General features: G+C 39.8%; 12 protein-coding genes. 6 read left to right on the forward strand and 6 right to left on the reverse strand.

All coding sequences use genetic code 11. The features are described 5' to 3' along the window. Nucleotide 1 precedes the first annotated feature (1 nt). From ybgC to F3J02_RS06590, 6 genes are all read right to left on the reverse strand, one after another. A complete protein-coding gene (ybgC, locus tag F3J02_RS06565) occupies nt 2–409 on the reverse strand; it encodes a tol-pal system-associated acyl-CoA thioesterase (RefSeq protein WP_005151801.1) in 408 nt (135 codons plus the stop codon). A gap of 145 nt (nt 410–554) precedes the next feature. Beyond that, the gene (locus F3J02_RS06570) at nt 555–1,496 is read right to left on the reverse strand and encodes a hypothetical protein (protein WP_167248237.1); all 942 of its coding nucleotides are present in this window, start codon (nt 1,494–1,496) and stop codon (nt 555–557) included. 173 nt (nt 1,497–1,669) lie between these two features. Continuing rightward, nucleotides 1,670–2,665, reverse strand: coding sequence for a Holliday junction branch migration DNA helicase RuvB (gene ruvB / locus F3J02_RS06575; RefSeq protein WP_167248238.1), 996 nt, complete (start codon nt 2,663–2,665; stop codon nt 1,670–1,672). Between the two features lie 7 nt (nt 2,666–2,672). Beyond that, nucleotides 2,673–3,278, reverse strand: a complete 606-nt coding sequence (ruvA, locus tag F3J02_RS06580; protein ID WP_167248239.1) for a Holliday junction branch migration protein RuvA — start codon at nt 3,276–3,278, stop codon at nt 2,673–2,675. 8 nt (nt 3,279–3,286) lie between these two features. Further along, nucleotides 3,287–3,955: a hypothetical protein gene (locus F3J02_RS06585; protein WP_167248240.1), complete on the reverse strand. Its 669-nt coding sequence runs from the start codon at nt 3,953–3,955 to the stop codon at nt 3,287–3,289. Beyond that, on the reverse strand, nt 3,955–5,295 hold the full coding sequence (locus tag F3J02_RS06590) for a deoxyguanosinetriphosphate triphosphohydrolase (RefSeq protein WP_167248241.1): 1,341 nt from the start codon (nt 5,293–5,295) through the stop codon (nt 3,955–3,957). The genes F3J02_RS06585 and F3J02_RS06590 overlap by 1 nt, the downstream gene beginning before the upstream one ends. Nucleotides 5,296–5,464: 169 nt before the next feature. Between F3J02_RS06590 and F3J02_RS06595 the strand changes: the two genes are divergently transcribed. The 6 genes from F3J02_RS06595 to F3J02_RS06615 all read left to right on the forward strand — a co-directional run bounded on the left by F3J02_RS06595 (nt 5,465) and on the right by F3J02_RS06615 (nt 12,700). Then, nucleotides 5,465–6,169, forward strand: a complete 705-nt coding sequence (locus tag F3J02_RS06595) for a hypothetical protein (protein ID WP_228284332.1) — start codon at nt 5,465–5,467, stop codon at nt 6,167–6,169. Between the two features lie 185 nt (nt 6,170–6,354). Next, nucleotides 6,355–10,185, forward strand: coding sequence for a phosphoribosylformylglycinamidine synthase (purL, locus tag F3J02_RS06600; protein WP_167248243.1), 3,831 nt, complete (start codon nt 6,355–6,357; stop codon nt 10,183–10,185). Between the two features lie 75 nt (nt 10,186–10,260). Continuing rightward, nucleotides 10,261–11,475: a multidrug effflux MFS transporter gene (locus F3J02_RS06605; protein ID WP_216076268.1), complete on the forward strand. Its 1,215-nt coding sequence runs from the start codon at nt 10,261–10,263 to the stop codon at nt 11,473–11,475. A 56-nt stretch (nt 11,476–11,531) separates the two neighbouring features. Then, nucleotides 11,532–12,083 carry a hypothetical protein gene (locus tag F3J02_RS06610; protein ID WP_167248244.1) on the forward strand — a complete coding sequence of 184 codons (552 nt, stop codon included), beginning with the start codon at nt 11,532–11,534 and terminating at the stop codon, nt 12,081–12,083. 108 nt (nt 12,084–12,191) lie between these two features. Continuing rightward, entirely contained in the window at nt 12,192–12,323 is a 132-nt protein-coding gene (locus tag F3J02_RS18660) for a KGW motif small protein (RefSeq protein WP_266096160.1), read from the forward strand. Between the two features lie 62 nt (nt 12,324–12,385). Further along, nucleotides 12,386–12,700, forward strand: coding sequence for an NGG1p interacting factor NIF3 (locus tag F3J02_RS06615; RefSeq protein ID WP_167248245.1), 315 nt, complete (start codon nt 12,386–12,388; stop codon nt 12,698–12,700). The last annotated feature ends 2 nt before the right edge of the window (nt 12,701–12,702 follow it).

Genomic DNA, 12,702 nt, shown 5'->3' on the forward strand with positions numbered 1-12,702 from the left:
TTTAGTCCTGTGCCAATTCTTTTTGAATCAGATCACGAATTTCATCAGGAAGTCTACGTGGCATTAGATCTTTGTTTAAACATGCCAACACAACCTCACCTGAAGCCAGCAAGATTTCACCACGATAAATATTTTGTTGCAACACAAAAGATGCGGCTTTACACGAAATAACACGTGCTGTAACGGTAATTAAATCATCCATTAATATTGGGCGTACATATTTAACCTGAATCTGATGTACGACGAAGCTGTAGTCTTTTTGGTGCCAGTAATGATCTACCCCTGCCGCACGCAACCATTCGGTACGAGCACGCTCCATAAAACGGATATGATTGGCATGGTAAACAATACCACCGGCATCTGTATCTTCGATATAAACGCGAATTTTGAACTCAAAATGATTTGCCATGTCTATTACCTATTTTTGCGTACTGTGAGCAATCACGAATGATATTGCGTCAAACGGGCTAAGGAAATAGTAATAAATAACATATTGTTGAGCCAGTTAAAAAAATAAGCCCTAAGAAGAGGGCTTATTTTTGTTTAAACAGAAATTAGTAGAATTTAATCCAGTCAATTGTTTGAGGGAATCCCGTAACGGTATGATTGTTGGCATATGCATTAATTAAAGCTTGACCATTGATGGTTTGAGTAATAACAATCGAATTTTGTTTATTACTGATATCTTCTATATTTAGCTTAGCTTGACTAGGTTTCATATTTTCAAGATCTTTAGTATTGTTAAAGGCAAAATTAGAATTAAAGTTTACAGAGAAAGATTTTGCTTTAACTTCACCAGTTAACTCACCTTTAGCATTACTATCTATATTTCCTTTGGAGATCGAGTTGTTTGAGGTTAAAGAGTAATTGTTTAAAATATACTGAAGGTTGTTAGTTTTATCGATTTTATCTGAATGCTTGTAACTAAATTGATTCGCTTCAAATAAGTCCTGATAGTTATCGGTATTGATAGAAGTAGAACTACTAGTTAGTTTGCCATTAACGAGAGCGGTTTCATCTGCTAAATCAATACTAAAATTAACTAAAGTTAAATCGGTTTTTTTTAAGGTTGTTGTTCGGGTAAGTTTAGCTTGAATTGTACCAGACACGATAACAACTTCATCTTGATCAAAGATAGGGCGAGAATCAGTTTTTGAGTAAATAGTCAGGTTTTTACAGTTATTTAGGGTTACACTGCCATCATTGTTTAAGGTGGTGCTGCCTGATTGGCACGACGCTGTGTAGCTGCTAGGATCTTGGTTGCTAATTAGATAGTGAAGTTCTTGTGCTAGGGTGATAATGTCAATTACTGGATTGTCATACTCATTTGAAATAGCAACTACAGGCTCATTAATAAGTTCAATATTCTCTTTCTTTGTATAGTCTAACTTTTCTTTGCTATCGAATGATATTTGATTGTTATCTCCACCACCTCCACAGGCGGTTAATAATAGTGCCCCAGAGCATATAGTAGAAATTAATAATTTTTTTGACATTTCTTTCACCCTTGATATTGAATTTTGGTTAGCTTGAATCTGTGGTTTAATTTTAAGATGGGAAATTATAACAGGAAATTTTATTTTTAATATCTAGATATTTTATTTTTGAAATATTGAAATAGTTTTTAGAATAAATATCGTATTAATACGATATTTATTCTATTAATTATTTATTCAGGCGGTGTCATACCAAACTGTAAATACGCCATATTGGTTGCAATGCGTCCACGAGCTGTACGCATGACATAACCTTGCTGGATTAAATATGGTTCAATCACATCTTCAAGCGTTCCACTATCTTCAGCCATTGCAGCGGCTAATGCTTCAACACCTGTTGGTCTACCTTCAAAGCGTTCCAATAACATACTGAGATAACGACGATCGAGCGTATCTAGACCTGCTTTATCCACGTTTAACATGTCTAAGGCACGTTGAGCCATGTCTTGAGTCACTTCACCCGTACCTTTGACTTGAGCATAATCACGTACACGACGTAATAAGCGGTTGGCAATACGTGGTGTGCCACGAGCACGACGGGCGATTTCAGTTGAACCTTCTTTGGTAATTGGAACATCCATTAAATTGGCAGAACGTGTCACGATATGAGTCAAATCTTCAACCGAATAAAACTCTAAGCGCTGAACAATCCCGAAGCGATCACGTAAAGGAGAGGTGAGTAAGCCAGCTCTTGTTGTTGCAGCAACTAAAGTAAAGGGTGGTAAATCGAGCTTGATTGAACGAGCCGCAGGGCCTTCACCAATCATAATATCTAATTGGTAATCTTCCATTGCAGGATAAAGAATTTCTTCAATCACAGGCGAAAGACGGTGAATTTCGTCAATAAACAGAACATCACCCTCTTCCAGATTGGTCAGCATGGCTGCTAGATCGCCAGCACGTTCTAGTACAGGACCAGAGGTAGACTTTAAATTACCACCCATTTCTCTTGCGATAATATTGGCAAGGGTCGTTTTACCTAAACCTGGTGGACCAAAGATCAAGGTGTGATCAAGCGCTTCACCACGACCACGCGCTGCACCAATGAAGATTTCCATTTGTTCGCGTACCACAGGTTGACCAATATAGTCCGCCAATGAGGTTGGGCGAATCGCGCGATCAAATTGATCTTCAGGTTTTTCTGTTCCGCTTATAAGACGATCTTGCATATATCTATTACTTCATCATTGATTTAAGCGCAGCACGAATAATATCGGCAGATTCAGTATAGTCTGCTTTAACTGCTGCCACGGCTTTTTGTGCTTCTGCTGGTTTATAACCGAGAGATTGTAATGCGGCTTCTGCTTCAGCAACAGGTGAATTTGCCATAAATTGAATTTGAGCAGCTGCTGTATTTGTCGTACTACCAGTTGAATGTGCTAACGCTTTAAAACGATCACGTAATTCAATCATTAAACGTTCAGCAGTTTTCTTTCCTACACCCGGAACTTTAATCAAAGTATTGATATCATCATGTTCAATCGTATGGATGAGCAGTTCAACACTTAATGTCGATAGAATGCCCAAAGCCATTTTAGGGCCGACACCATTCACTTTGAGCAGGGTACGGAAAATGGTTTTTTCTTGTGCATCACTAAAACCATAAAGTTGCTGAGCATCTTCACGAACCACTAAATGCGTCCATAAAGTGACTTTCTGTCCTTTTTGTAATTGGCAAAATGTCGAAAGTGGTGTGTCAATCTCATAGCCAACGCCATTTACGTTGAGTAATACGGTTGGGGCTTCTAGGGCAAACACTTCGCCAATTAAACATCCGATCATTGAGTCTTTCACTTATTTGTTAATGGTTGAATAGTAGATGCCATTTGTTCTAAACGCAAAATGGCTTTTAGAATTTCTTTACGATTTCGTGTGGATTTTATCCAAGCAGGTAAACGGGAAAAATAACTACCATTTCCTGTTTGAGAGGTTCGTTCTCGCAACTCAGCTTGAATATATGTTTTTAACTCTTTTAAGTGCTCAATATTATAAACGGAAATCTCCCCATGCCGAGTTGGGGTTTTTAAATATAGTTCTAAGCCATAGATTGTACGGCCTATATTTTGATCCAAAATAAAATTAAGCCCAAATTGGTCAAATTTTGAGATATGTTGGCAAAGGTGGCATCTTGCCTGAATAAATGGTGGTAATGAACCTGCATTAAGCAGCTTTTGCTTTGCGCTTAACCATGCTCCACCACATTTTTGACAACGTTTGTACGTTGTAGCGTAATAATGACCATTATGAAGCTGAGCAGTATCACTTTGGCTTGGATTAATTTGGTAAGCACAATGTAAACAACTCAATAAAAATATACCTTGATACCTATTTTTTTTAGGTGTTTGTGGTTCTTTGTATTTTAAAATACATGGCTGATTGCACTTAGGGCATTTAACCCATTGATCAAGATAAATAAAATTTGATAGATAAACTCCATTATCTACATGCCGCTCCAGCATTAAAAGAATCCTATCTTATTGCCTTGTAACTCTTGCGCCAAGCTATAAGCCTGATGATCAGAGAACTTACTAATAATATCGAGAACTTGCATAATATTATTATAGTGGTTGTTTTGCAGATTCACCCCTGAATGTTGCAAAATTGACATCAACCGCTGTTCTTTAAAGCTTAAGGTCTTATGCGGCATGGTTAAAGGAATAAAAGCATCTAAAATCGTTTGCAAACTTTGATGGGCAATAATTTCTAAACCTGATTTTTGAGGGTGCTCAAAAATACGGTCTCTGGCCAGATTCTTAGCCGTTTGAATGCCTGCTTCAATATCGGGAGAGCAATATTGTAATAGGCTGCCTTTGAGCTGACCGGTTAAAATTTCATACTGATGTTTGGCAAATGCAGTGGTCACTTCATCGACTAAACGCTTCATTACACGCCCACGTAGGGCAGCTATTTTTTGTTGCCATGTGGTATGCGATAAATGTAATTCTTCTGGATAGCCGTAATCCGCGATTAGATTCAGAAAGATCGGCTCAACTTCGGTATAGTTCAGCATATTAAGAATAATGCCATCTTCTAAATCAATTAGCGCATAGCAAATATCATCTGCTGCTTCCAATAAATAGGTCAGTGGGTGGCGACAATAGTGATAGTCACCGAGCTGAATAAGACCGAGTTGTTCTGCTAACTGTTTTAAAATTTCTTTTTCAGATTGATAACAACCAAACTTTGCCCGTTGATGGGATGGCATATCGCCTTGTTCTTCGATGGTTTTGGATAACCATGGATATTTTAAATAAGCACCGAGTGTTGCGCAGGTAAGACGCATGCCACCATCATCGGGATGGTAATCAATACGGCTGAGTAGGCGAAGTCCTTGGGCATTGCCCTCAAACTGGCGTACATCGGCAGCTTCTTCTGGTGTGAGTTTAGTCAAGAAATCACGATGCGATGCATCATCAAACCATTCTCGAATCGCATATTCGCCAGCATGACCAAATGGGGGATTCCCAATATCATGCGCCAGACAGGCGGCTTGGATAATCGCACCGACATCTGCTGGGGAAATCCACATCGGTAATTCATCTTTGATTTTTTCTGCGGCCAACATGCCGAGTGAACGCCCAATACAAGACACTTCTAGCGAGTGTGTGAGGCGGGTATGGATACCATCATGTTGCGTAAGCGGGTGAACCTGTGTTTTTCTATTCAGCTGACGAAAACTTTGAGAAAATATAATTCTGTCATAATCTTTGTGGAATGGGCTTCGAGCCAATTCAGTACTGCTTTTTTTACTACCTAAACGAATTGCAGATAGCAATTCTACCCAACGCATTTGTTCCATTTATCATTATTCAAACTAAGTTCGCTTCATCATGCCAAAAAAAAGATTAAAGCACTAGAGTAGGGCGACATAAGTTGTCTTGGATCAGTATGCAGTCGTTTATAGTTTTGTATTCAATGATAATTTAAGATCATTAATTTGAATATTAGGGGGAAGAATGCAGAATAAGATGGCTCTTATGCTGGGTTTATTGCTTTCGGCTTGTCATCAAGCCGAGCCGCCTGAATCACTGGATGTGAAACACCAGCAGGTCGCATCTGAAACAATTAAGCAAAAAGTGGTAGATCTGCCAAATAAGACAAATGTTGTTTTATCAGTATTCGCTTATCAAGAAACCGCAGATCAGCACTTAGATCAACAATGTATATGGACCAATGATGCCAATGCAATGGCAAAGCGCTACTGGAGTATTCAACCCAATATCGAATTGAATGGGCATTCTCGTTTTACCAAAGCTGATATTGCTTTATCTGCTGTGCTATTGGGAAAACCTATTCAACATTGTGCAGCGTTTTATAAGACGGCACAAACCAAGTTTGCTTATGCAATTAATAATGAAAGAGATTGGGTCAATAGCATCCCGATTACATCAGATCAACTGATTCAAAATGAAGATGGAACAGTTTCTATTGATTTAGATCGTAATGGTCAAGCTGAGCAAACTTATGTCTGCTTAAACAGTGAAAGTATGGATGTGTTCTTTAAAGAAGCGATTCTGGATAAAAGTTTTATTCATGCACATGTGCAGCTTTCATATAGTGTTGATGGTGGTGTAGATGACGCTATGGCTTGTACGGATCAATTCTTTTCTAAGCTCGGTATTTCAGCAAAAGAAGATCCGCAAACAGGGAATATGGTTTATACCGCACGCTAAATGAATTGTTACGAATAAAGTAAAATGGATAAAGCTACAAGAAATTAAGCCATTTGCAGTAGAAAACTCTGATTTTTAAGATGGATATAGCTAGCTGAAATGAGCCTTTCACAGTAGAATATGCGCTCTTTCATAAGTCACATTGTGGTAGGTTCGTTAGACCCACCCGTGGAGCCAAAGTCAACATGTTTATCGTGGCCGGTGCATCAGCACATTCTTCTTTCAAGAAAGCTCAACTCTTAAACCGATTAACGTCAATGAGTTCTGTTCAATCTTTTGACAGCCAGTGGGTTTATTTGTTTGATCAAGCGCTCAACGAGCAGCAACATCAATCGGCATTACAACTTTTAAACGATGGTCAATCTTTCGAACTTCGCCAAGCTGCAAGTGATGAAATCCAGATTTTAGTGACACCGCGTGTGGGGACAATTTCTCCGTGGTCATCTAAAGCAACGGATATTTTCCAAAACTGTAATACGCCCATTCACCGTTTAGAACGTGGTCTGTTATTTACACTGAAAGGTGTGAAAGAGATTTCGAACGAAGTGAAATTGGCCTTGCATGACCGTATGACAGAGAGTGTTTTTGCTCAAATTGATGATGCAAAAGCTCTATTCTCAGAAACAGCACCGAAGCCATTAAACTCAATTGATATCTTGGGTCAAGGAAAAGAAGCGTTAGTTAAAGCCAACAATGAGTTTGGCTTTGCTTTATCTGAGCAAGAAATTGATTACTTAACCGAAGCATTTACCAAGCTGGGTCGTAATCCAAATGACATCGAATTGATGATGTTTGCACAAGCAAACTCTGAACATTGTCGTCATAAAATCTTTGGTTCTGAATGGACAATTGATGGTGAAAAACAACCATTGTCTTTGTTCCAAATGATTAAAAATACCTATAAAGAATCTCCAACAGATGTGTTATCAGCATATAAAGATAACGCCTCTGTCATTGTGGGTTATGACACGATGCGTTTTTATCCGAAAGCGGATGAAAATGGTCACTTCGTTTATAAATATAAGAGCCAAGCTGCTCATATTTTAATGAAGGTTGAAACACACAACCATCCAACTGCAATTGCTCCATTTGCAGGTGCTGCAACAGGTTCGGGCGGTGAAATCCGTGATGAAGGTGCAACAGGCCGTGGAGGTAAACCAAAAGCAGGTTTAACAGGCTTTACTGTTTCAAACCTAAATATTCCTGGTTTTGAACAACCTTGGGAAGATAACTACGGTAAACCTTCACGTATGGCATCGCCATTACAAATCATGATTGAAGGTCCATTGGGTGGTGCTGCGTTTAACAACGAGTTTGGTCGCCCAGCTTTAAATGGTTATTTCCGTACTTTTGAACAGAATGTAAATGGTGATGTGAAAGGCTTCCATAAGCCAATCATGATCGCTGGTGGTTACGGTAACATTCGTCCTGACCACGTTGAAAAAGATGCGATTCAACCAGGTGACTTGCTCATTGTATTGGGTGGTCCTGCAATGTTGATCGGTCTTGGCGGTGGTGCAGCATCTTCTGTAGACAGCGGTACTATGGGCGAGAGCTTGGATTTTGCTTCGGTGCAACGTGAAAACCCAGAAATGGAACGCCGTTGCCAAGAAGTCATCGATACCTGCTGGCGTTTAGAAGACTTTAACCCAATCGTGTCTGTACATGATGTGGGTGCAGGTGGTGTATCTAATGCTATGCCTGAACTTGTGAATGATCATGAGTTGGGTGCAGTGCTTAACCTACGTAAAATTCCATCATTAGAGCCAGGTATGAGCCCGATGGAAATCTGGTCAAATGAAGCGCAAGAACGTTATGTGCTTGCGATTCGTCCAGAGTCTTTAGAACAGTTTGAAGAAATTTGTGCACGTGAGCGTTGTCCGTTTGCAGTACTTGGTGAGGCGACTGAAGCGCGTCACTTAACTGTTGAAGATCCTTTGTTTGAGAACAAACCTGTCGATATCCCAATGCAGGTGATCTTAGGCGGTACACCGCGTATGCAACGTTCGTATGAAACGATTGAGCGTACAGGTAATGATTTTGATACTGCAAAAGTTGATTTAAAAGATGCGATTTTCCGCGTATTGAAAAATCCAACAGTTGCGTCTAAATCATTCTTGATCACTATTGGTGACCGTTCGATTACTGGTATGGTTGCACGTGATCAAATGGTGGGTCGCTGGCAGGTTCCTGTTGCAGATGCTGCTGTAACCACCACGAGTTTGCAAGGCTTCACAGGTGAAGCAATGGCAATGGGTGAACGTCCACCAGTTGCATTATTGAATCCTGCTGCATCTGCACGTTTAGCTGTTGCTGAAGCGATCACCAATATTGCTTGTGCCAACATTGAACAAATCAGTGATATCAAACTTTCTGCAAACTGGATGGCAGCGGCAGGTCAAAAAGGTGAAGACCAAGCTCTGTTCGAAGGTGTGAAAGCGATTGGTATGGAAATGTGTCCTGCATTAGGTATCGCAATTCCAGTTGGTAAAGATTCACTTTCAATGCGTACCACTTGGAATGATGGTGAAGACAAAGCAGTGACTTCGCCAATGACAGGTGTGATCACTGCATTTGCACCAGTTTTAGATGTACGTAAAACCTTAACGCCTGAATTGAAAAACTTAGCAGACTCAGTACTGGTCCGTATTGACCTATCTAAAGGGCAGTTCCGTTTAGGTGGTTCGATCCTTGCACAAGTATATAAAGCGATTGGTTCAGTGACGCCTGATGTCGATAGTTTTGATGATTTCAAAGCATTCTTTGCCTTGATTCAAGACTGGAACAATCGTGGTGTGATTAAAGCTTACCATGACATCGGTGATGGTGGTTTATTGGCGACTGTTGCTGAAATGATGTTTGCTTCACGTTTAGGTGTTGCATTAGAAAATCAAACGACTGAAAGCTTATTTGCAGAAGAAATTGGTGCTGTATTACAAATCACAGCAGCTGATTGGGCGCAATTGCAAGTTGAAGTTGCAGCATCAAGCCTGAAAGATGCAATCGCAGTTGTGGGCCGTGTCAATACAACTGATCAATTGGCTGTGAATGGTTTGACTTTAGATCGTGCTGAATTACAACAAGCATGGGCTGAAGTATCACACCAAATCCAGCGTTTACGTGACAACGTTGAAACGGCTGATCAAGAGTTTGCATTGATTGCGGATAAAAACCACAAAGGTTTAATTGCTCAAGCAACTTATGATTTGAATGAGCCAGTTGAAGCGCCGTTTATCAATACACGTCGTCCAAACATGGCCATCTTGCGTGAGCAGGGTGTTAACGGTCATGTTGAAATGGCAGCTGCTTTTGACAAAGTTGGCTTCAATACCATCGACGTACACATGAGTGACTTACTTACAGGTCGTGTCAGCTTAAGCGACTTCGAAGGTTTAGTGGCGTGTGGTGGTTTCTCATACGGTGACGTGATGGGTGCTGGTGGTGGCTGGGCGAAATCAGTATTGTTCAATGCGAAATTACGTGACCAGTTTGAGCAGTTCTTCCATCGTCAAAATACATTCAGCTTAGGCGTATGTAATGGCTGTCAAATGATGTCTCAACTTGCACCACTGATTCCAGGTGCAGAGCATTGGGGCCGTTTCCACCGTAATACCTCAGAAGTATTTGAAGCGCGTGCTGTGAACGTTCGTGTAGAAAAATCAGTTTCTGTATTGCTTGAAGATATGCAAGGTTCGATTTTACCAATCGCTGTTGCGCATGGCGAAGGTCGTCTGGTTGCAACTGAACAGCAAATTGCTGCTTTAAATGCTGAGAACCAAGTGATCTTGCGTTATGTGGATAGTTTGGGTAATCCAACTCAACACTATCCGTTGAACCCGAACGGTTCACCTGAAGCGATTACAGGTTTAACCTCTAAAGATGGCCGTGCAACAGTGATGATGCCGCACCCAGAGCGTAACTTCCGTGCTTTACAGCATTCTTGGAAGCCAGAAGACTGGGCTGAAGATGGTGCTTGGTTGCGTATGTTCCGTAACGCACGTAAATTTATTGGTTAATTAAACCTATGCAATAAGCCACCGTCAGGTGGCTTATTTAATTCAGTATAAAATAATGATCAATGGACAAGAAAAATGAAATCAAAAATCCATTTCCGCGAATTTGCACTGCTGATGGCATTACTCATGTCCATCGTCTCATTTTCAATTGATGCTGTTTTACCTGCACTGGGTGAAATTGGTCGTGTTTTTACGTTGCAAAATAATAATCAGGCGCAATGGGTCATCATTAGTATTTTTTCAGGAATGACCATCGGTCAATTGATTGCAGGACCATTGTCCGATGCGATCGGACGGAAACGGATTTTATTCACAGGAATTGTGATCTACTTTTTAGGCAGTTTATTATGCTATTCCACCCAAAGTTTTGAATGGTTCTTGGTCGGGCGTTTTATTCAGGGTGTGGGTGTTTCTGGGCCTTATGTGGCTTCGATTTCCATTGTTCGGGATAAATACAGTGGTGCCCAAATGGCACGGATCATGTCTCTGATCATGATGGTGTTTATGGTTGCACCTGCAGTTGCACCGAGCTTGGGGCAGTTGATCATCCATTTCTTTGGCTGGCGCGATATTTTTGTATTGTATATGGTCTATGCCATCGCTGTTGGAGCTTGGGTCGCTTTACGATTGGAGGAAACGCTGATTCCTGAAAATCGGTTGCCGATGCGAGTACAAGCATTTAAGGATGGCTTTAAGGAAGTGGTGAGCAATAAAACCACCATGAGCTATTTACTATGTGCAGGTTTCTGTTTTGGCGGCTTTATTGGATATCTCGGGACTTCGCAGCAAATTTTTATGCAGCAATTCGGTAAAACAGGGCAGGAATTCAGTGCCTATTTTGCTTTATTAGCAGGTGTTATGGGGATTGCATCTTTTACCAATTCTCGAATTGTCATGAAGTTTGGCATGCGTCCAATCTGTATTTATGGCTTTCTTGGCCTGTGTTTAATTTCATTGGTATTTCTGATTATTCAGCTAGTGGGTATACCAGTTTCGTTCTGGATGTTTATGCTATATGCCTGCATCTTGTTTTTATTGTTTGGAACACTGTTTGGAAATCTGAATGCGATTGCCATGGAACCGATGGGACATGTAGCAGGTATGGCTTCAGCGATTATTGGTGCATCGTCTTCAGTATTGTCTTTGATTTTAGCTTCAATTATTGGGCAGTTATATAACGGTACTTTGATTCCGATGACCAGTGGTTTTGTGATTTTATGTGGTTTGGCTTTTGCGATGACACAGTATGAGAAAAGACATTTAAAGACTTCTAAAGATATAAGTCATTAAATAAATTAATAATGGTGTGAGTCTATACTCTGCTCTAGGCTAGTGGTGTTAGGAAAATGAAAAGAAGACTTCTCGATACAGCCACAATCTTGTTGGATAAATTTGTTAATCGTTATCATGATTATGAGGATTTTTGGGGAATAGGTGTTTTATACACTTATTGCCAGTCTGTAGATAAATTCTTCTTAACATTTAATCTTATAGATCAGGACTGTTTTGGAAGTGATGAGTTCTTGAAGCAAGTAAATATAAAATTTTCGGACTATCTCGATAAGTATTTAGCTATTCATAAGAAAAAGAGAGGTGATTTAGCTGAGGCAACAATAAAAATTGCATTTGATAAAGATCATAAAATATTGCCAGAAACTTTATTTGGTGATTATTTTCAAGTTAGAGTGAAGCTTATTGATTCATATGGTAGGAGTTTCATGCGATATAGTGATGGATATTGCGTGTCACACACCTTGTGGATAGAACAACGCAATTATATAGATTCACTATCAATAGAAAGCCATCATATGATGGGGAACATTCATTTTCCATTATCACGACCTATAAAATCACTAGCAGATACTGATATTTTATTTAGTCATAGTAAGACACAATAGCTTATCAGAGGTTGTGAAAACCTGTCTTTCTATTGATGACTAATTTGTTTAATTGGCTCAATTCTTGCTGCTTATATTTCAACAATGAATAAGATATGCGAGAGCAGCATGATGAAAAATGAAAACTATTTGAGAACAAGCTATTCAAAAGACAAAGGTTGGTTTTGGTTTGCCTTAACTGTGCTTATTCAACTGCTATTTATCGTCGTGAGTTATTTCATTATCAACATTTCTCTTTGATTGTTAGACTTTTATAACGTTATGATTGAAGTCTCATTGATTTCGATTTGGGCCATTTTACGATGTTAAAACTGATTTATTACGTGCCTGAATCTCATCTGGAAGCTACCAAACAGGCGGTTTTTGGAGCAGGCGCAGGTGGTATTGGTAATTACGAACAATGTGCTTGGCAAGTAAAAGGCATTGGGCAATTTAAGCCCGTAAAAAGTGCAAATCCGTTCTTAGGGCAATTGGATGAGTTAGAGCAGCTTGAAGAATGGCGTGTTGAAACCATTGTCTTTGAAGAAAAGGCTAGTGCTGTGGCGAAAGCTTTAAAGGCAAGCCATCCTTATGAAGAACCTGCTTTTGAGTTTATTCAGATTTTAGATATTCAATAAAC

It is taken from the genome of Acinetobacter sp. Tr-809 (assembly GCF_011753255.1).
GTDB lineage: Bacteria > Pseudomonadota > Gammaproteobacteria > Pseudomonadales > Moraxellaceae > Acinetobacter.

Bases quoted from the DNA above. Each gene is read 5' to 3' on its own strand.
- F3J02_RS06605 (WP_216076268.1), top strand. From the start codon at position 10,261: ATGAAATCAAAAATCCATTTCCGCGAATTTGCACTGCTGATGGCATTA.
- F3J02_RS06595 (WP_228284332.1), top strand. From the start codon at position 5,465: ATGGCTCTTATGCTGGGTTTATTGCTTTCGGCTTGTCATCAAGCCGAG.
- F3J02_RS06590 (WP_167248241.1), bottom strand. From the start codon at position 5,295: ATGGAACAAATGCGTTGGGTAGAATTGCTATCTGCAATTCGTTTAGGT.
- purL (WP_167248243.1), top strand. From the start codon at position 6,355: ATGTTTATCGTGGCCGGTGCATCAGCACATTCTTCTTTCAAGAAAGCT.
- F3J02_RS06615 (WP_167248245.1), top strand. From the start codon at position 12,386: ATGTTAAAACTGATTTATTACGTGCCTGAATCTCATCTGGAAGCTACC.
- ruvB (WP_167248238.1), bottom strand. From the start codon at position 2,665: ATGCAAGATCGTCTTATAAGCGGAACAGAAAAACCTGAAGATCAATTT.
- F3J02_RS06585 (WP_167248240.1), bottom strand. From the start codon at position 3,955: ATGCTGGAGCGGCATGTAGATAATGGAGTTTATCTATCAAATTTTATT.
- F3J02_RS06610 (WP_167248244.1), top strand. From the start codon at position 11,532: ATGAAAAGAAGACTTCTCGATACAGCCACAATCTTGTTGGATAAATTT.
- F3J02_RS18660 (WP_266096160.1), top strand. From the start codon at position 12,192: ATGATGAAAAATGAAAACTATTTGAGAACAAGCTATTCAAAAGACAAA.
- ybgC (WP_005151801.1), bottom strand. From the start codon at position 409: ATGGCAAATCATTTTGAGTTCAAAATTCGCGTTTATATCGAAGATACA.
- ruvA (WP_167248239.1), bottom strand. From the start codon at position 3,278: ATGATCGGATGTTTAATTGGCGAAGTGTTTGCCCTAGAAGCCCCAACC.
- F3J02_RS06570 (WP_167248237.1), bottom strand. From the start codon at position 1,496: ATGTCAAAAAAATTATTAATTTCTACTATATGCTCTGGGGCACTATTA.